Source organism: Streptomyces sp. 63XJN7_1_ISO-PGPR-S23-121, from assembly GCF_056173025.1.
Genome location: NZ_CM149653.1, coordinates 742731 through 760471 on the forward strand (window position 1 = coordinate 742731; position 17741 = coordinate 760471).

Consider the following 17741-nt stretch of genomic DNA (forward strand, 5'->3'; position numbering starts at 1 on the left):
CGCCCCTTACTCATGCCCGAAGGGCACTGCTCTGCTCACTCGCTCTTCTTCGGCCGCCCGCGCGTCTTCTTCTCGGGACGCCAGTTGACGAGATCGGCCTCGGACAGCTCGCGCTCCGCACGGCCGGTGTCGAGGGCGGCCTGGAACTCCTCGGCGGGGTTGCCCTCCCACTCCTCGTCGTACTCGCCGTACCACTGGTGCACCCAGGGCAGCACCTCGCGCAGACCGGCGAGGAGCGGTACGAAACGGGGGTCGTCCTTGGTCCAGCCGCCGGTCTCGACGCGGCTGCGGATCAGCCCGACGAGGGCGTCGGCCTGGTCACGGTGGTTCCAGCCGGCCCAGCCGAGGAGCAGGGAGCCGTCGGCCTCGGGGGAGGCCCCGGGGTAGGAGATGAACCGCTCCTTGGGCACGTCGAGCTTGCCGCGGTTCGACCAGTAGGAGTGCTTGAGGAAGTCCGCGCTCGTGTACTTCGGCGGCACCTTGATGTCGAGCCGCTGCCCGGTCCGGTCCTCCTCCCGCTGCTGCTCCCAGACCTGCTCCCACTGCGCCCGCTTGCGCAGCCCGGAGTCCTTGTAACGGAGGGCGGCGAGGTAGGGCACGTGCTCGGCCTCGATAACGGCGGCGAGCACGGTGGCGAGGGAAGCGTCCCTCTTACCGAGGTGATCGGCGGCGTAGAGCGCGGCAACGTCCTGCACGTCCTGGTCGTGCCGCAGCTCATCGGCAAGCTGGTTGACGGTGTGCGGCCGAGGCACGGTGAACCCGTCCCGCTCCTCGAACCACAGGTCCTCCCGCTCGGCAGCATCAAGCAGCCAGCTGCGCAGGGCAGCGGCTTCGCGCTTCTCCCAGGGCTCGGTGGACCAGCGCCGCTTGTACTCCGGTCGCTCGATGAGCCGGATGTCCTTGTTCGCCTTGATGAGATCGATCCGCGCCTGCACAACCTTGCGGTACGCCTCGGGCCAGTCGGCGGGGATCTCGGTGTAAGGGGTGGACCCGTGCCGCTCGAACCAGGCCGTCTTGGCGTCGCCTCGCGCAAGCACGATCTCGAAGGCGCGCTGCCCAAGGACAACTTCGGGCACGCCGCCCTCGCCGGTGGTGGTCCGGGCGACCTCGTCAGCGGCAAGGAGTCCGTAGGCCCCGTAGACAGTCCAGTCCAGCTCCTCCTGCAAAAGGATCATCCGCGCCCGGACGCGCTCCTGGGCCTTGCGTGCCTCGTCAAGCGCTTCCCGGGTAGGAACGGCGTCGCGAGCCAAAACAGAGGGCTCGTGCCGTGCCATCTCCTGCGCGAGTGCGTCCAGCTCCCGGCCAAGGGCAAGGGGGAGGTGTTGGGTGAGCGGAAACTCTTGGAGCTTGGTACCGGTGAACTCGTACCGCTCCTCCCACGCCTCATCCTGTAGGCCACGCCCGAGGCCGCTCCCGCCCTTGCCCTGGCTCACCTGCTTGAGCCAGAAACACGCAGCGGAGGAGTTCAACACCCCCAACAACTCCAGATGCCGCTCCTCGCTGGCCCCCTCCGGCAGCTTAATCACGGGTGCCGAGCGGTTGAAAACCTTCCCGCCCCGATCCAACACGAAATGGTTGTGCGTGGCTACGAATGCAAAGGCGATAGCTGCTCGTCCGGCTTCCTCGTCCTTGGGGTGTTGATGCCACTCCCACCACTTGCGCCCGTCTGCCCGATATGTTGAGCCACCGAAAGTCCCTCGCATCCAAAGCTCGGTGCGCCAGGGCCAGAAATGTTTGACGAAAACGTCCCCGAGGGTTTCCTCTGACAGGAGATCACCCTTATCGTCATATGGGTGTACGGCAAGATCGTATTCAGAGAATGCCCAGTCGCGAGTTTGGTCGCCTCGATGGCTTACCTCTGCTTTAAGGTTTTCGGCTCGGCGAGCCAGCGGCCCAGAAGTTGGAAGAGTGAAGGCCTCGTCAGCGTGACTGTCCCCATAGAACCCAATCCGGAAGACATGGTCCTTGACGGTGTTTGTGGCGGTGGCCAGCTTCAGCATAACGTCAGAAGCGCCGCCGCCGCTGAGTGACCAAGGATGCTTCGAGAAGCGTGTCCGGGTGATGTTCTCGACAGATACCCAGTCAGACTCTGTTCCTGGGGCGTTGACTTGGGTGACGGTAGCCTGCCATACCAAGCCCTTCTCCGGTTCGTCGGGCTGACTAGGCTCCCCTCTCACACCCAGAACAGCCCGCACGGGTTCACTTTGCCGGGGCATTTGATTACGCCCCGCCAGAATCACCGTCGGCGTCCCATGTCCCGGAATATAGGCCCCGGACGTATCAATCACATGCGTCAGCTGAACCTTCGGGAAGAACCACTCGATCAGCTTCTTCCCGAACTCCCGCTTCATGAAGGAGTTTGCCGTAATCTGCCCGGTGAACCCTCCATCTCGATGGTCACCTCCCGCCCGAACCGCCAATTCAAAGATCCGCTGAGCAAACGGCACCGACAACGCATACTGCCGATAGCAAGCGTCATACGCGGCCTTGTAGTTCTTGTTCTCGTTCGCGTCTTTGACGGTGATGTACGGCGGATTTCCCACCACCACGTGATACGACCCCCGCCCGAGCAGATCCACCTCCCGGGCGAACCCCTCCACATCCTCCGTGCGGTAATAGAACTGCTCGTTTTCCGCAAACAGCGTGTCGAGCGCCTCAGTGACCGTCTCCGCACCCCGCCCATGCAGCAACGAGTCCGCCACAGCCACCCGAATAGGCAGCTCAGGAGCCGCACTCAACTCCCGCACCCCACACGCCTTCAGCGCAGCCACCAGCAACCGGAACCGCGCGATCGCCACAGCGAACGGGTTCTTGTCGGCCCCGTGGACGGACTCCAGCGCCCGCCGCACCAGTACCCACGCCTCGGTCCCCGGCTCGGCCTCCCGCCACTTGCCCAGCAGCCGCTCGAACATCCCCAGCAGGAAGTGCCCGGACCCGCACGCGGGGTCGATGCACCGCAGCCCCCGCACGACCTCCTCCCCACCGGGACCATCCGCGAAGACCTCCCCGTCCCACCCACTGGGCCGGTGCTTCCACGCCGGCGTGAGGCCGAACTCCTCCACCGCCGGTTCCAGCGTCAGGTCGAGGATGAACTCCTCCACGAACACCGGCGTCTGGAGCAGCGCGTACGTCTTCCGGGCGTGCTCCGACAGGTCCTGGTACAGATCGCCGAGGAAACGGGTGTTCAGCTGACCGTCGGTGAAGTCGTGCACGACCTCGCCGTCTGCGCCCCGCTGCCGCCAGAACGCCAGCAGAGCCGTGGCCGCCTCGTACGACGGCAGGACCTCGAACAACGGGTTGTGGGCCGGGTCGAACAGCCCCGCCACCGTCCGGTGGGACTTCGCCAGCGCCTCGAAGGACGCCAGCAGCCAGTCACGGTCGTTCAGTGACGGGTTCCGCCGGAAGAAGTCGTCGTGCCCGGTCCTGCGCCTCCGCCAGCCGGTCACCGGGGCCGGACAGCCACGCGTCCGGGATCAGCCCGTTGTCCTCGCTGAACCGCACGAACACGCACGCCAGCACCCACGCGGCGGCGATCTGCACGACCCGCTCGTCCCGCCACGTCTCGTACATGGCGGCCGTACGCTCCGCCGCGACGGCCTTCTCGTACTCCCGGCGCAGGGCGTCCCGGAACTCGGGCTCGCTGTCGGTCCGCGCCCGGAGATCGTCCTCCAGGACGCGCGCCTGCGCCTGGAGATCCTTCAGCAGCCGTGCCCGGTCCAGCGAGGCCCCCGCCCCCTGCCGCTCCTCAGCCGTCTCCGTCACAGCCGCACCTCACATCCCGCTAGCCGGCCCCGCGATCACCGCGGACGCACTCATTTCCCGGCGAACCCCCCAAGGCCCGCCGTCCCATCCTGCCAGCCCGGCCGCACCGGCCTCAGGCAGATCGGTGCACAGTGAACCGTTCACCGGCGCGATCCGGCATCCACGCTGCTCACAGGGTTGATCGCGCAAGGCGGAGGATCGGAGACCCCCGAAAGGGGCGAGGTCGGTCCTGGTCAATCCCGCGTGACCGCCGTTGCCCCGAATGGGGGCGGCGGACTCCCGCGCCGCAGGAACGATGCATCCGCGCGCTACCAGTGAGGACGGCCGCCGCGGCGTCACCCACCGGCTGTGGCGTGCGCGTCGGCCGGGAGTGTCGATATGTACCTTCTGACCGACACCGTCACAGATCACGGGAGTCGGTGACTCCCGGGGAGGACACCATGCTCAAGAAGACGCTGGGTACCGTCACGGCGGCCGTGGCCCTGACCGCGCTGCTGCCCATGGGGACGGCACAGGCCGCCAGCTGCAAGGGCTCCGGCTGCACGGGCAAGAACCCGCAGGCGACGGGCTGCGGCGCCGACGCCTACACGCTCAAGGGCAGCACGGTTTCGCCGGCCGGCGGCGGCCCGGCGGTCGAGCTGCGGGTCTCACCGTCCTGCAGCGCCGCCTGGGCCCGTATCCAGAAGGCCAACAGCAACTGGCGCTTCAAGCTCGAGATCAAGAACCGCTCCCCGTACACGGAGCACGCCTCGCCCAACTATCCGGCGTACACCGCCATGGTGTGGAACAGCCACGCCTACCGGGCCTGTGTCGAGCAGTACGACGGCGCCGGCGGTTCCTGGACCTGCACGAAGTGGTTCTGACGGCGGAACCGGCCACGGACGGCGCCGAAGCTTCCGCGCCGGGCTGACCCGACGGGCCGGGGCACGGCTCCCGGCCCGCCACGACGTGCCACGCGGGCCGGACGCGCCGGCCCCGGGAACGTCCGGGGGACACCACGGACGCGCGGCGCCCGGCCGGACGACGCAAGGCCGGACTACGGAAGAACGGATGACAGGACGACGGAAGGCCGTCAGTCCTCGTCCGGGACGGCCTCGGCGCCGTTCCGCCCGCGCATTCCCGTGAAGAACGGGTTGGCCGCGGCGGTGCCGGTCTCCAGGGCGGCGGCCTCCTCGGACCGGCCCTCCGCCCGCAGGGCACGGACGACGTCGTGGACCACCGCCGCCTCGTTCCACGCGTAGTCCCCCGACCGGTAGACCTCGAGGGCGGCGTCGAAGTCGGCGTGCGCCTCCGCGTGGTGGCCGAGCTCGCGGTGGGCGACCCCGCGCAGATGACGGGCCATGGCGTTGGCGTAGGCGTCACCGGCGCGTTCGGTCACCTCGACGGCATGAGTGAGCGGTCCCAGAGCCTCCGCGGGCCTGCCTGCCCTCAGGTGCAGCCAGCCGACGTCCCGCTGGGTGTGGGCCACCCACATCTCGTCGCCGACCTGCTCGAAGATCCCGATCGCCGTCCCGGCCGTCCCGCGGGCCGCGTCCAGGTCGCCCAGGCCCGCCAGGACGCGGATCCTGGCGTTGGCGACCCGCCCGACCCAGTGCCGTTCGCCCATCGGCCCGAAGATCGCCTCCGCCCGCCGGTAGCAGTCGAGCGCCTCGTCGCGGCGGCCGAGGAGACGGTAGATCTTCCCGAGGGCGTAGAGGGAGGCGCCCTCCCAGTTGCGGTCGTTCAGCACACGGAAGTCGTGGATCGCCGCCTCCAGCAGCGGCGCCGCCTCCTCCGGCCGGCGCAGGTAGCCGAGGGTCTCCGCGAGCGTCCGCCGCAGCCGGGCGCACGCCCGGAGGTCACCGGCCCGCTCGGCCAGCCGCAGCGCCTCCCGCTGGCTCCGCTCCGCGAGCTTCCGGCTTCCCCCGCCACCTCTGGAACTCACCCAGCCTCTCGAGGGAGTTCAGCACGTGCCAGGCGTCACCGGCCGTCCGCAACCGGTCCACCGCCGCGGTCATGTGCCGCAGGGCGTCCCGGAAGTCGTGCTTCGCCGCGTATGCGGCGGCGACGACCATCTCGTCCCTGGCCCTCTCCACCGCGTCCGGCGCGTCCCCGTCCTCCGTGCCGTCGGCCGCCAGCAGCGCCAGTGCCGTGTCCGGCGAGCCCTCGGTCAGCGCTGCCGTCGCGCGGGCCCGCCGCAGACTGCGCCGCACCCGCGGCCTGGTCCCGGGCGGCGCGCTGAACAGCCAGTCCGCGGCACCGGACCGCAGGGTGACGTCGTTGAGGAAGTACGACAGGGCCTCGCCGATCTCGGCCGCCTCCGCCTCCATGCCGAGACTCCGCCCCTGGCCGATGGCCCACTCCAGACGCTCCTGTTCGCCCGAGACCCAGGCGGCGGCCGACGACCGGTCCAGGCCGCCGACCCGCTCCGCGGACACCTCCGTCGCGAGCTCCGGAGCGCGCTGTGCGGCGAGGTGGACGACGGCGTCCCGGAACGCCCGCACCAGGCGGGCCTCCAGCCGCCGCCGGTCGTCCGGCGGCAGCCGGTCGTACTGCTCGGCCGCGTAGACCCGGATCAGGTCGTGGACGCGGTAACCGGGGTCCGCCTCCCCGTCGCCCCGGGCCTCCATCAGACTGACCTCGACCAGCTCGTCGCAGGCCGCGACCGCCGATCCCCGGCTCTGGAGGACGGACGCGAAGTGCCAGTCGGTGAGCCGCCCTGCCGGTAACGAGGCGATCGCACCGAAGGCCGCCCGCGTGGGCTCCGCCAGCTCCCGGTGGCTGAAACCCAGACAGGCCTCCAGGCCGCTGTCGTCACGGGAGAAGCTCCCGCAGGCGCTCCCGCTCGTCCTCAAGGCGCTCCTGCATCCGGGCCAGACTCAGGTCCGGCCGGTTCCTGAGCTTCGAGCCGACGATGTGCAGGGCCAGCGGGAGCCTGCCGCAGAACCGCGTGATCCGGAGGGCGGTGGCGAGATCGGCGGCGACGCGCTCCTCACCGGCCCAGTGCGCGAGGACACTCAACGCGTCGTCCTCGTTCGGCAGGGAGACATGCACGGGGGGACGGGCCACGTCCCCGACGGACAGCGCCCTGCGGGTCGTGATCAGCACCGCGCACCCCGCCCCCACCGGCAGCAGGGGGCGCACCTGTGTGGCGTTGTGCGCGTTGTCGAGCACGATCAGCAGGCGCAGGTCGTTGGTCAGCGTCCGCAGACGCGCGGCCCGGTCCGCGACGCGGGCGGGAATGTCCTCACGTGCGACACCGAGCCTCCGCAGCAGCTCCTCCAGGGCGTCCGCACTCGTCGTGGGCTCGTCGCCGTCACCCCGCAGCGCGAGGTACAACTGGCCGTCGGGGTAGTCGCCCTTCACCCGGTGGGCCGCGTTGAGGGCGAGCGTCGTCTTCCCCGTGCCGGGCGCACCGTGGACGGCGACGATCTTCGACTGACTGTGCGAGGGATCGACGGACAGGGTCCCGCCCCTCGGCGCAGGGACGTCCCGGAGCGTGGCGAGCAGGCCGTCGAGCAGCGTCCGGCGGCCCACCCACGGCGCGGTCGACGGCAGTTCATGCCGTATCACGCCGCGTGCTGCCGGCTGTGCGACCGCCCCGGGCCGGGAGCGCGCCGAGTGGTACCAGGCGAGGGCCCCGATCAGCACCGCCGTCCCGCCTCCCACGGCGATGGCGGTCGGCCTGTCGAAGACGCCGAAGATGATGTCACCGGTCGCACTCAACGCGGCCACGGAGCCGCAGAGGGCGCCGGTGGCCCAGTACGACGGGCGACGCGAACTGACCTGATCCGCCATGGATTTCCCCCGAGAAGCCAACGTGGCGCGAGCCGATGATGCCACGATCACGAGCCCGCGTATGCCGGTTCTCCGTTACTGGCCCCGCACACCACCAGGATCGTCGGTAGCGCGTCCCGGTAAGCAGGCCTGCGGCGCAGACTGGACTCACGCCGTGGATTCCTCCGGCCGTCCTGCTTCGGATCCCTCGCCACCCGTCTCCCCCCGCCTGGCGATCGCCAGAGTGAACGTGTCGTCGACCATGGGCACCGCGCCGTAGCTTCCGTTCGGATAGCGCCGTTCCCGGTTCTCGTCCTGGCGCGGCCGGAAGTCGGACAGCGGATACAGCGAGCTTCTCCCCGAACTCGTTCTTCGCCATGAACCAGATCTGGCTCCGCTTCAGGATGTCCTCGCCGGCTCTGCGGCCCAGCAGGCTCACGTCATGGCTGGTGAACAGCAACTGGGCCCCATGCGGGTTGCGTTCGGGGTCCTCGAAGAGGCCGAAGAGGAAGGCGCTGGGCCGCGGGTGCAGGCTGCTGCCCAACTCGTCCACGACCAGGGTGCCACCGCGGCGGGCCATCCCTTCCCGCGTGAACGCGTATTCCACCAGCGCCTGCGTACCGGCGGACTCCGCGTTCAGCGGCACCTCGAACGGGCCGTTCCTGCCGACGCCGCCGGGGTCAGGGCCGCGCCGAAGCCGACCGGAGGTCCTTGAGGAACAGCCCGTCCAGCACCTCCCACTCGGTGGCCCGGTCCACCACCTCCACCGTCCGCCCGTCCAGCGCGGGCGTCGCGCGCGGGTCCTCCGTCGGCAGCAGCAGCCACAGGCCGTGCGGGACGTCCGCCGGGCGGCGGGCCGCCTGCTGGAGACCGGCCAGCAGCTCACGGCCGCCGGCGTCCCAGTAGCGGGCGATCAGACCGGCCTCGTGCAGCAGCACCACCGAGCGCGGGCCCGCACCCTCCGCGGCCTCCACCACCCGCTGCCGTACCCGCTCCGCCGCCAGCCGCGTGTACGAGGCGAGCGCCGCGCCCAGCGTGCCCGTCGCCGTGAACTTCGCGTCCGCCTTCAGCAGCGCCTGCCAGCGCACCGACTGCTCCTCGGCCAGCTTCCGCAGCGCCTCCAGGAACACCGCGCCCAGCGACACCGCCGCCGTGTCGTACCGGGCGGTCAGCGCTTCGGCGACGCCCGGCAGATCGGGGCCCTTGAGAGTGAGCGCGAGGAAGCCGCCGAGGCGACGGGACTCCGCGAGCCGTGCGGACAGCACCTCACGGGGATCGCGGCCCTCGGCGATGCGTCCCTGGGCGGCCGCGTAGAGGGAGCCGGTGCTGGTCAGCACAGAGGACGACAGGGCCGACCGGCCGGCGCGGCCCTCCTCGGCCCTCGGGAGGAAGCGCCGCCGCTCCGGATCCCAGTCCAGCGGGAAACCCGCCTCGGCCAGTGCCTCGGACAGCTCGACGTACGTCGTCTCGTCCAGCACGGTCAGACCGGGGAATCGTGCCCGCACCCGGGACAGCAGGTCCTCGAGCGGGATGCCGCTCTCCGGCCGGACCCCTGCCGCGGCCTGCGAGATGCGCAGAGCACGGGAAAGCCCCAGATCCAGCGGAAACAGCTCCAGACGCGGCGAGAACGCCACCCCGCCCGCCATCGCCGCGGCCAGCTCCACCAGCCGGGTGTCGGCGAGCGGCGCCATGCCGTCCGGAGCCGCGACGGCGCGCAGCTCACGCAGCACCGTGGCCCGGCCCGGCAGCGGCTCCCGGCGGGCCAGATCGGCGGCCGTCTCGCCCAACGCCGCCGCGTAGTCGGCGAGTTCGGCGGGGGTCGGATCGTCGGAGCCCGGCTGGTCCTCCAGCGCGACGACGACCCGGCCACCACGCCGCTGCACGGCCAGCCGCGCGGGCGCCTCGGCCGGCTCACCGGAGGCGGACCCCGCCGGGTCGTCGTCCCGCTTGCGGATCTCCGCCTCGACCGCCGCACGCACCACGGCCAGCGCCCTGGCCAGGGACACGGCGGGAGCACCGGCCCCCGAACCGTGCCGCGCCCGCAGCTCTGCCGCCAGCTCCTCCGCCGTGGACGCCCGGTCCCGCTCGGTGAGTATGGCCACCACTTCGTCGCGCACCCTGCCGAGCCACGGCATCGCCGCCCACTGATCGACGGCCACCTGCTGGTTCTGCGAGACCGTCGGCTGGCTGATGCCCAGCGCCTTCGCGATCAGGCTCTGCGCCGGCCACGGCTCCAGCGCCTCACCGGCCTCCAGTACGCCGGGCAGCTGGAGCGTCGCCCGGACCACGTCGGGACGCGGCCGGGTCCGGCGCTTGCCCTCCGGCGGCGTGAGCCGGGCGGCCAGGGTGTCGACCGACTCCAGCGCCTCCTCGGGAGCGTCCGGCTCCAGGGCGGCCGGCCGCTTCGGCGCGGGCCGGCGGCGCAATGCCTGTGTCCACTGGCGGTGACGGCGGTTCAGCTCCTTGCGGATCGCGTTGCCCGCGCCCCGGGCCCGGGAGATGAGGTGCGGTGGGATGTCGAGGAGCTGCTCGACCGTGTGCGCCTTCAACCCCTCGGCGACCGAGACGGCACGCGGGGACAGCCCGGCCGCCGCGAGCGGGGTCCTCAGCGTCGCGGCCTCCGCGGCCTGCTCGCGGACGTCCTCCAGGTCCTCCGCGCTCAGCCCGACGGTGGCCGGAGTGGTCGCCGGGTGGGCGGCGTCGGCGGTCCGGAAGACCTGGCGCCACGCCTCCTGCAACTGCCGCAACGAGTCGAAACGCTGCTCCACGTCCCGGTGCAGGGCCCGCTCGAAGAATCCCTTCAGTCCCTCGCTGAGCGCCTGCGGGAACAGCTCGGCGGCGACATGCGGAGCGGCGTCGGCGGCCATGCGGGGGTCGCTCTGGCCGTCACCCCACACCGGGCGCTCACCCGACGCCATCTCGTGCAGCGTGACGGCCGCGGCGTACCACTCGGCGTGATCGTCGTACCGGGACCGGCCGGCTCCGCCGAGGAACGGATCGAGATAACCGCGGGTGCCGGCGTGCACGTCCTGGTCCGGGGCGTCGGCCAGGGAGAAGTCGAACAGCATCAACTGCCAGGAGCCGTCACTGCGCTTGAACAGGCCGAGGTTGTCCGGCTTGACGTCCCGGTGGCGCACCCCGCGGGCCGCCAGCGCGTCCAGCGCCTGGAACAGGTCGTTGCCGAACCGCTCCAACTGGTCGTAACCCAAAGGGCCCTGGTCGCGGAGGCGCGCCCCCAGGCTCACCGGCGTCCGGTCGTCCGCGCCGCGGTAGCCGCCCGCGTACTCGATCTCCAGGACCGTGTGGCCCGCCAGCTCCCTCGGCTCGGCGAGCAGCTTCACGATCCGGCCGCCGCCGACCTCCTTGAGCGCCTTCGCCTCCGCGTACAGGTGGGCGTCCTTCTCCCGGTCCAGGGCGACCTTGAAGACGCGGAGCTCCTCCTCACCCTCCGGCAGAGACCGGCGCACCAGCAGGGCGCGGGCGGTGGCGCCCGTACCGAGGACCCGGGCCACGGCCCAGCCGTCACCCAGCGGCTGCTCCGGCTGCACGGTCAGCGGATCGGCCGGCCATCCCGCGGACGGCTGCGGTGCCGCCGCGTCGGCCTCCGCGGCGGCCAGCAGCTCCAGGAACTCGTCGACGGAGGCGAGCCGGTCCCGTACGTCCGCCGTCGTCGCGCGGAAGACGAGCGCGTCCAGGGCCGACGAGACGGAGTCGGTGACCGCGTAGGGATGCAGCCCGCCGTCGCTCTGCAGCCGTTCCAGCAGTGCGCTGCGCCGGTCCGCGGGCGGGCGGCCCGTGAGGAGGAGGTAGGCGAGGGAGCCCAGGCCGAACACGTCCAGATCGCCGGGGTCGGCGAACTCCTGGTCCGTCTCCGGTGCCAGATACACCTGTGCCGTGTCGGCGATCAGGCCGGCGTCGAGCGGGGTGTCGCCCAGTGAGCGGTGCAGCGTCGTCTCGAAGTCGCGGGCGGCGGTCTGCCAGTCGGCGATGCGCAGCACCGGCTCGCTGCCGTCCTCCCGGGCCGACACGTAGACGGAACGAGCGGCGAGCGCCCGGTGGTACAGGGAGCGGTGGTGCGCGTAGCGGACCGCTTCGGCGAGCTGGCGCACCAGGTCGAGCCGCACCGCCGGAGTGAGCCGGCCGCCGTACGCGTCGAGATAGGCGTCGAGCCGCAGATCGGACTCGCGGTGCCGGAAGAGGATCGCCGGACCGCCCTGGTGCTCGCGGATCTGCGCCGCCTGCACGATGCCCCGGTGGTTGATCCCCTGGAGCACCTGGTACTCACGGCGGGCCGCGCGGTCCACCTTCGCCCGCTGCTCCGCGGAGGCGGCCTGACCGGCCAGGTATATACGGACCCGGCCGCTCTCCTGCACCAGCCCGTCGTCCCGTACCGCCAGCCGGTCCTCCCAGCCGGGGCCGGCGTCGAGCGCGCGCGGCTGGAGCTTCCAGTCGCCGCCGAACCGCAGGTGGGCGGTGGAGTGGCTGATGCCGATCCGCTGCATCAGCTGTTCGAGGCGCTGGCCGATCACCGGCGTGATGCGCCAGCTCTCCCGCTCCGGGGGGCGGCCGAGCAGGTCGTCCCAGACCTTCGGCAGTCCGCTCGCACCGTCGTTGCGGCCGTAGACGGAGGTGCGCTGGAACTCGTCGAGGCCGCTCACCAGACCCGGGTCGTGCAGAAAGACGGCCGGCTTGATGAAGGGGATCTGACGGGGGTCCATCCCCAGCGTGCGTGCGGCCCGCTCCAGCTGTCCCTTCAGTTCCTTCGCCTTGAGGTCGGTCAGATGCAGCGGATTGCGCAGCGTACGCACCCGGTCGTCACCGTGGAACTGCCAGGTGTCGCCGTGGTTCACGACCCGGCCCGGGTGCCCCTTGAGCTCCAGGAGGTAGATGCCGCCGGGGACCGCGATCAGCACGTCGCATTCGTTGATCCGCCCGGATGCCCCGGTGAACTGGAACGTCGCCCATGCCCGGTAGGGCTCGGTCCCCGGCATCAGCCCACGGAGGTGGTCCAGCCCCTCCTGCTCCCACCGGAAGCCCGACCGCCGTGGCTGGAACCAGCGCTCGCGGGGTGCGGGAGCGGTCGGCTTCGGGGCAGCGGACACCGAGCACCTCCGGTGGACAACGGGCGGGAGGGCCCGTACACGCTGCGGCGTGGTGATCCTCCCCTGACTGACAGGTGCAGAATCCTAGTCGTCCACTCCGACACCGAGGCCCGCCCGGCGACCACCGGACGCGGTGGCCGCCGACAGGCGCAGGGCGGTCCGCCTCGTCAGCGGGGCCCGCTGCCTCCGGCCCCTGTCGGTCACCGCACCACCGCGCGCTTCGGTGAGGCCCCCGGGGGGCGCGCACTGGTCAACGGGCCGCCCGGCCTTCGCCGCACCCGTGGCGAGGCGCCGGCCGGCGGCCGAGGACGGTGCCCGAACCGTGATCAAGGAAGGGGCGACCTCTCCCGAGGCACCGTGAATACTGATCCGCACCGTCGACACACGAGGTAGGGCATGACCGTCACCAAGGGCCTGCGGCCCGCACTCGTCGCCGTGCTCCTGGGCTCGGTCACCGCCTGCGGCGCCTCCGCCACGCCGGACGATCCGGCGCCCGCGCCGACCGGCTCCGCATCGGCCGGGACCCCCGGACCGGCGAACGCCGCGCCGGTGGCCGCCGTCATGCCCGACGTCATCGGCGGCAACGCGGGGCGCGCGCAGGAGCAGATGGGCGCCGGGACCGACATGACCTTCGAGGACGCCAGCGGCCGTGGCCGCCAGGTGGACGACCCGGCCGAGTGGAGGATCTGCGCCTCCCGGCCCGGACCCAACCAGCGGATCACCGACTACCCGGTGGTGTTCGACGTGGTGATGACCTCGGAGAACTGCGAGGACACCGCGGCGGAGTGAGACGCCCGGCGCCCCGGGCGGCCCCCCTCCCGCGACCGCGTCCCCGGCCGGGCGGACCCTACCGCGGCCCGTACTTCCGCCCCGTCCGGGACGAGATCCCGCCCAGCATCCCCCGCGGCACCAGCTTCGCCGCGCCCATCAGGGCCTTGTAGCGCGGGTCGGGGATCGACAGGCACTTGCCGCGGGACAGGTCGGCGAGGGCCGCCGCGACCAGTTTGTCGGCGTCCAGCCACATCCAGTTCGGGATGTTGTCCGTGCCCATGCCGGCCCGCTCGTGGAACTCGGTGCGCACGAAGCCCGGGCACAGGGCCATCAGGCGCACGCCGCTGCCGGCCAGGTCCTTCGCCACGCCCTGCGTGAACTGCACGACCCACGCCTTGGACGCGCCGTACGTGCCGCGCGGGACGAAGGCCGCGACCGAGGCCACGTTGACGACGCCGCCGCGGCCCCGCGCCCGCATCGCCCCGGTCGCCGCCGCGGTGAGCCGAAGCACCGCCTCGCAGTGCACCTTGAGCATCGTCAGCTCGTCGGCCATCGAGACCTCGAGGAAACGGCCCTTGTTGCCGAAGCCGGCGTTGTTGATCAGCAGGTCGACGGTATTCCTGCGGTCGTCCAGCCGGGCGGCCACCGCCTCGATGCCCGCGTCCGTGGCCAGGTCGGCCGTCAGCACCTCGGCCTCGATGCCGTGCCGGTCGTGCAGCTCGGTCGCCTGCTCGCGCAGCCGCTTGGTGTCGCGCGCCACCAGCACCAGGTCGTGCCCGTCGGCCGCCAGCCGCCGCGCGAACGCGGCGCCGATGCCCGCCGTCGATCCCGTAATCAATGCCGTTGTCATGCCGCAAGGTTATGGGGCCGGGGCGGGCATCGCCCCGGTCGCCCACCGGGACCACCCCCTGTGAAAGGGGTGTGAAGAAAAGCCTGGTGAAGGGCGGTCAGGCGCCGTGCGTCGCGACGTACTTCCGCGCCTTCGCCAGCGCCTCGGGGTGCAGCGCGTCGCCCGCCGCGAGCAGCCGGGGGAGCAGCTCCCGCTCGGTCGTCACCGCCCGGAACTGCAGCGCCACCGTCACGTCGTGGCCGGGCCGGTGCACGACCCGCACCGGATCCCCCGCCTGTATCTCCCCGGGCCGGATCACCCGGAAGTAGGCGCCCGGCGCGGCCCTGTCCATGAAGCGCCTCATCCACCGCTCCTCGCCCAGATGGCCCTGGAAGGTGCGGCACGGAATGCGTCCGGACGTCACCTCCAGCAGCAGCTCCGGGCCGACCAGCCAGCGCTCGCCGATCAGCGCGCCGGAGACGTCCACGCCCGTCGTGGTGAGGTTCTCGCCGAACACGCCGTGCGGCAGCGGCCTGCCCAGCTCGCGCTCCCAGTCGTCCATGTCCTCGCGCGCCATGGCGTACACGGCCTGGTCCACGCCGCCGTGATGGCGCGCGTCGCACACCGCGTCCCCGGCCAGCCCGCTCGCGCCGGTCCCCTCCGGACCGGGCGCCGTCACCCGGACGGGCCCGTCGGCCGGCTGCTTGTCGATGCCGGTGACGCCGTCCGGCTGGTCGGTGTACGGCACGGCCTTCGGGCGGCCCAGATTGACTGACAGAAGCTTCATGCCCGAACGCTAGGACAATCCCCTTCAAAGCGTCGACGCAATATTCGTCGTCCGGTCAAAGAGTCGCTTATCCTCGGCGGTGTGATCGAGGCCCGTCATCTCCGTGTCCTGCGCGCCGTGGCATCCACCGGTTCCTTCTCCGCCGCGGGGCGGGAGCTGGGCTGCACGCAGCCCGCCGTCAGCCAGCAGATGAAGGCCCTGGAGGCCTCCGTCGGCACGCCCCTGCTCGTGCGCACCGGCCGTGAGATGCGCCTGACCCAGGCCGGTGAGGCGCTGGTGCGGCACGCCGCGGGCATCCTCGCCGGTCTGACCGCGGCCGAGGAGGAGGTCGCCGCCATCGCGGGTCTGCGGGCCGGGCGGGTCCGTCTGGTCTCCTTCCCGAGCGGCAGCTCCACCCTCGTCCCCACCGCCCTGGCCGCGCTGCGCGCCGCCCACCCCGGCACCCGCGTCTCCCTGGAGGAGGCCGAGCCGCCCCGGTCCGTGGAGCTGCTGCGCGAGGGCGACTGCGACGTGGCGCTCGCCTTCCGCTACGAGGGCGCAGCGGGTGCCGAGGAGTGGGACGACCTGGTGGTGCGGCCGCTGCTGACCGACCGCCTCGTGGCCCTGGTGCCCGAGCGGCACCGGCTGGCGGCCACCGGGGCCGAGGGCTCCGTGGCCATCGGGGAGCTGGCCCGCGAGCCGTGGATCGCCGGCTGTCCGCGCTGTCGCGGCCAGCTCGTCGAGGTCTGCGAGGACGCCGGCTTCACCCCCCGCATCGACTTCGCGACCGACGACTATCCGGCGGTGGTCGGTCTGGTCGGGGCCGGGCTGGGCGTGGCCGTCCTGCCCCAGCTCGCCGTCGAGTCCGTACGGCCCCGGGGCGTGCGCACGGTGTCCCTGGAACCCGCGGTGCGGCGGGAGATCGTCGCGCTGACGCTGCCCGACCTCGCGCAGGTACCCGCGGTGACGGCGACGCTGGACGAGCTGGCGCGGGCCGCCTCGGGTCAGGCCGCCGTGCGCTGAGCGGCACGCCGGGCACGGCACGGCACGGTGCGGCACCGGGAACGGCGCGGGGCGGAGCGCGTACGCGCGTGCCCTGGTCCCCGCCGGTCGCCGGCGAGAAAACGGAGAAACGTTCCTTCAGTGATGTGCGGCGTTGGTGTCGCCCCCGACCGACGCCGACGAGGGCGCGGACGCCGTCATCAGACGGTTGCGCGCCCGTCCCATGAGCTCCTCCCGCTCGTCCTCGGTCAGTCCGCCCCACACGCCGTACGGCTCACGCACCGCCAGTGCGTGCGCCGCGCACTCCGCGCGGACCGGACACCTCATGCAGACCTCCTTGGCCGAGTTCTCACGAGCGCTTCGGGCCGCGCCGCGCTCGCCCTCCGGATGGAAGAAGAGCGAGCTGTCCACCCCGCGGCAGGCAGCCAGGAGCTGCCAGTCCCACAGGTCCGCGTTCGGTCCGGGAAGGCGGGAGAAATCTGCCATTGCGTGACCCCTTGTAACCGATCTGGGTGGACCCGGTGTCCACGACCGTACAACTACGATCTAAGGAGATGAAAATATGACTCATTGCGAATCTAGTCGCAGACACCAGTGAAGTGGAAGAAAAGCGGCTAAATGGGGCACCGCATGTGAGGAAACGGGGCGGGTAACGGCGCGTGTCGGCGCTGTGAACGTCCCCTCACGTAGAGTGCCGAAGACGACACACAGCCCCGTAACTCTTTCGAGTGACCGTCGTTGAGAGTGCGGAGGCGGTTGAAGGAACAGGTGCTCGGGCGGTGTCCGGGACGGTCGACCGCACAGGTGAGATTTCGTACCAGCCTGGAGGCTCAACGTGACGCGCATCAGCTGCGGAGGACGGCCATGACTTCCGTCCTCGTCTGCGACGACTCCCCGCTTGCCCGAGAGGCGCTCCGCCGCGCGGTCGCGACCGTGCCCGGCGTCGAGCGCGTGACGACGGCCGCCAACGGCGAGGAAGTCCTCCGCCGCTGGGGCGCCGACCGCTCGGACCTGATCTTGATGGACGTGCGCATGCCCGGCCTGGGCGGCGTCGAGACCGTCCGGCGGCTGCTGTCCGCCGACCCCGGTGCCCGCATCATCATGCTCACCGTCGCCGAGGACCTCGACGGCGTGGCCCTCGCGGTCGCCGCCGGCGCCCGCGGGTACCTGCACAAGGACGCCTCGCGCGCCGAGCTGCGCGCCACGGTCACGCAGGCCCTCGCCGACCCGACCTGGCGGCTCGCCCCGCGCCGGCTGCGCTCGGCCGAGATGGGCGCCGCGCCCACGCTCACCGCGCGTGAGATCCAGGTCCTGGAGGGCATGAGCCACGGCCGTTCCAACGCGGAGATCGGACGTGAGCTGTTCCTCTCCGAGGACACCGTCAAGACGCACGCCCGGCGGCTCTTCAAGAAGCTCGGCGCCTCGGACCGGGCGCACGCGGTGGCGCTCGGCTTCCGATGGGGCCTCGTCCGATAGGGAAACCCCGTGTGGTGGAGGCCCACAGGGCCCGACGGGGGCGCCCGGTTCCCCGCTTACCGCGAGGTGGGCGGGGGTGACAAGCCGACCCGCCGGGTGCCCGCTGCTCGTTTCGCCGCGGATGACGCATCCTTGAGGTGTGGAGTTCCTCGGGGACGAGTCGGTCGAGCGGGAGGGGAGGGCGCAGGGGATGAGTTCCGGCGCACCTGCTCATAACGCTTCGGTGCACAACAACGGGCACGGAGCCACGGATCGGACGGCCGCAAGGCACCATGGA

The 17741-nt window shown here is 71.7% G+C and carries 14 protein-coding genes; 4 read left to right on the top strand and 10 right to left on the bottom strand.

Going from position 1 to position 17741, the window contains the following annotated elements; translation table 11 throughout:
- Positions 1-35: 35 nt before the first annotated feature.
- A complete protein-coding gene (gene pglX, locus AC0VYN_RS03585; protein WP_475534733.1) occupies positions 36-3446 on the bottom strand; it encodes a BREX-2 system adenine-specific DNA-methyltransferase PglX in 3411 nt (1136 codons plus the stop codon).
- A complete protein-coding gene (locus AC0VYN_RS03590) occupies positions 3373-3762 on the bottom strand; it encodes a hypothetical protein (RefSeq protein WP_475534734.1) in 390 nt (129 codons plus the stop codon). Before AC0VYN_RS03590 ends, pglX begins: the two co-directional genes overlap by 74 nt.
- 440 nt (positions 3763-4202) lie before the next feature.
- On the opposite strand from AC0VYN_RS03590, the gene AC0VYN_RS03595 reads away from it, so the two are divergent.
- Positions 4203-4625: a DUF2690 domain-containing protein gene (locus AC0VYN_RS03595; RefSeq protein ID WP_475534735.1), complete on the top strand. Its 423-nt coding sequence runs from the start codon at positions 4203-4205 to the stop codon at positions 4623-4625.
- A 209-nt stretch (positions 4626-4834) separates the two neighbouring features.
- Here AC0VYN_RS03595 and AC0VYN_RS03600 read toward each other — a convergent pair whose 3' ends face one another.
- Genes AC0VYN_RS03600 through pglW form a run of 5 tightly spaced genes read right to left on the bottom strand, consistent with a single transcriptional unit; the run spans position 4835 to position 12620 of the window.
- A complete protein-coding gene (locus tag AC0VYN_RS03600) occupies positions 4835-5686 on the bottom strand; it encodes a tetratricopeptide repeat protein (RefSeq protein WP_475534736.1) in 852 nt (283 codons plus the stop codon).
- On the bottom strand, positions 5601-6596 hold the full coding sequence (locus AC0VYN_RS03605) for a hypothetical protein (RefSeq protein ID WP_475534737.1): 996 nt from the start codon (positions 6594-6596) through the stop codon (positions 5601-5603). The genes AC0VYN_RS03600 and AC0VYN_RS03605 overlap by 86 nt, the downstream gene beginning before the upstream one ends.
- Positions 6556-7539, bottom strand: coding sequence for an NB-ARC domain-containing protein (locus AC0VYN_RS03610; RefSeq protein WP_475534738.1), 984 nt, complete (start codon positions 7537-7539; stop codon positions 6556-6558). The genes AC0VYN_RS03605 and AC0VYN_RS03610 overlap by 41 nt, the downstream gene beginning before the upstream one ends.
- On the bottom strand, positions 7451-8164 hold the full coding sequence (locus AC0VYN_RS03615) for an AAA family ATPase (RefSeq protein WP_475534739.1): 714 nt from the start codon (positions 8162-8164) through the stop codon (positions 7451-7453). The genes AC0VYN_RS03610 and AC0VYN_RS03615 overlap by 89 nt, the downstream gene beginning before the upstream one ends.
- Positions 8165-8198: 34 nt before the next feature.
- Positions 8199-12620 carry a BREX system serine/threonine kinase PglW gene (pglW, locus tag AC0VYN_RS03620; RefSeq protein WP_475534740.1) on the bottom strand — a complete coding sequence of 1474 codons (4422 nt, stop codon included), beginning with the start codon at positions 12618-12620 and terminating at the stop codon, positions 8199-8201.
- 396 nt (positions 12621-13016) lie between these two features.
- Here pglW and AC0VYN_RS03625 point away from each other — a divergent pair, with 396 nt between their 5' ends.
- Positions 13017-13409 carry a hypothetical protein gene (locus AC0VYN_RS03625; protein WP_475534741.1) on the top strand — a complete coding sequence of 131 codons (393 nt, stop codon included), beginning with the start codon at positions 13017-13019 and terminating at the stop codon, positions 13407-13409.
- A gap of 58 nt (positions 13410-13467) precedes the next feature.
- On the opposite strand, the gene AC0VYN_RS03630 is transcribed toward AC0VYN_RS03625, so the two are convergent.
- Positions 13468-14241, bottom strand: coding sequence for an SDR family NAD(P)-dependent oxidoreductase (locus AC0VYN_RS03630; RefSeq protein WP_475534742.1), 774 nt, complete (start codon positions 14239-14241; stop codon positions 13468-13470).
- A gap of 97 nt (positions 14242-14338) precedes the next feature.
- Positions 14339-15007, bottom strand: a complete 669-nt coding sequence (locus AC0VYN_RS03635) for an MOSC domain-containing protein (RefSeq protein WP_475534743.1) — start codon at positions 15005-15007, stop codon at positions 14339-14341.
- 81 nt (positions 15008-15088) lie between these two features.
- Here AC0VYN_RS03635 and AC0VYN_RS03640 point away from each other — a divergent pair, with 81 nt between their 5' ends.
- The gene (locus AC0VYN_RS03640; protein WP_385459142.1) at positions 15089-16009 is read left to right on the top strand and encodes a LysR family transcriptional regulator; all 921 of its coding nucleotides are present in this window, start codon (positions 15089-15091) and stop codon (positions 16007-16009) included.
- A 117-nt stretch (positions 16010-16126) separates the two neighbouring features.
- Here the strand turns inward: AC0VYN_RS03640 and AC0VYN_RS03645 are convergent, their stop codons facing one another.
- Positions 16127-16474: a WhiB family transcriptional regulator gene (locus AC0VYN_RS03645; RefSeq protein ID WP_475534744.1), complete on the bottom strand. Its 348-nt coding sequence runs from the start codon at positions 16472-16474 to the stop codon at positions 16127-16129.
- 378 nt (positions 16475-16852) lie between these two features.
- Here AC0VYN_RS03645 and AC0VYN_RS03650 point away from each other — a divergent pair, with 378 nt between their 5' ends.
- On the top strand, positions 16853-17464 hold the full coding sequence (locus AC0VYN_RS03650) for a response regulator transcription factor (protein WP_003948568.1): 612 nt from the start codon (positions 16853-16855) through the stop codon (positions 17462-17464).
- Positions 17465-17741: the final 277 nt, after the last annotated feature.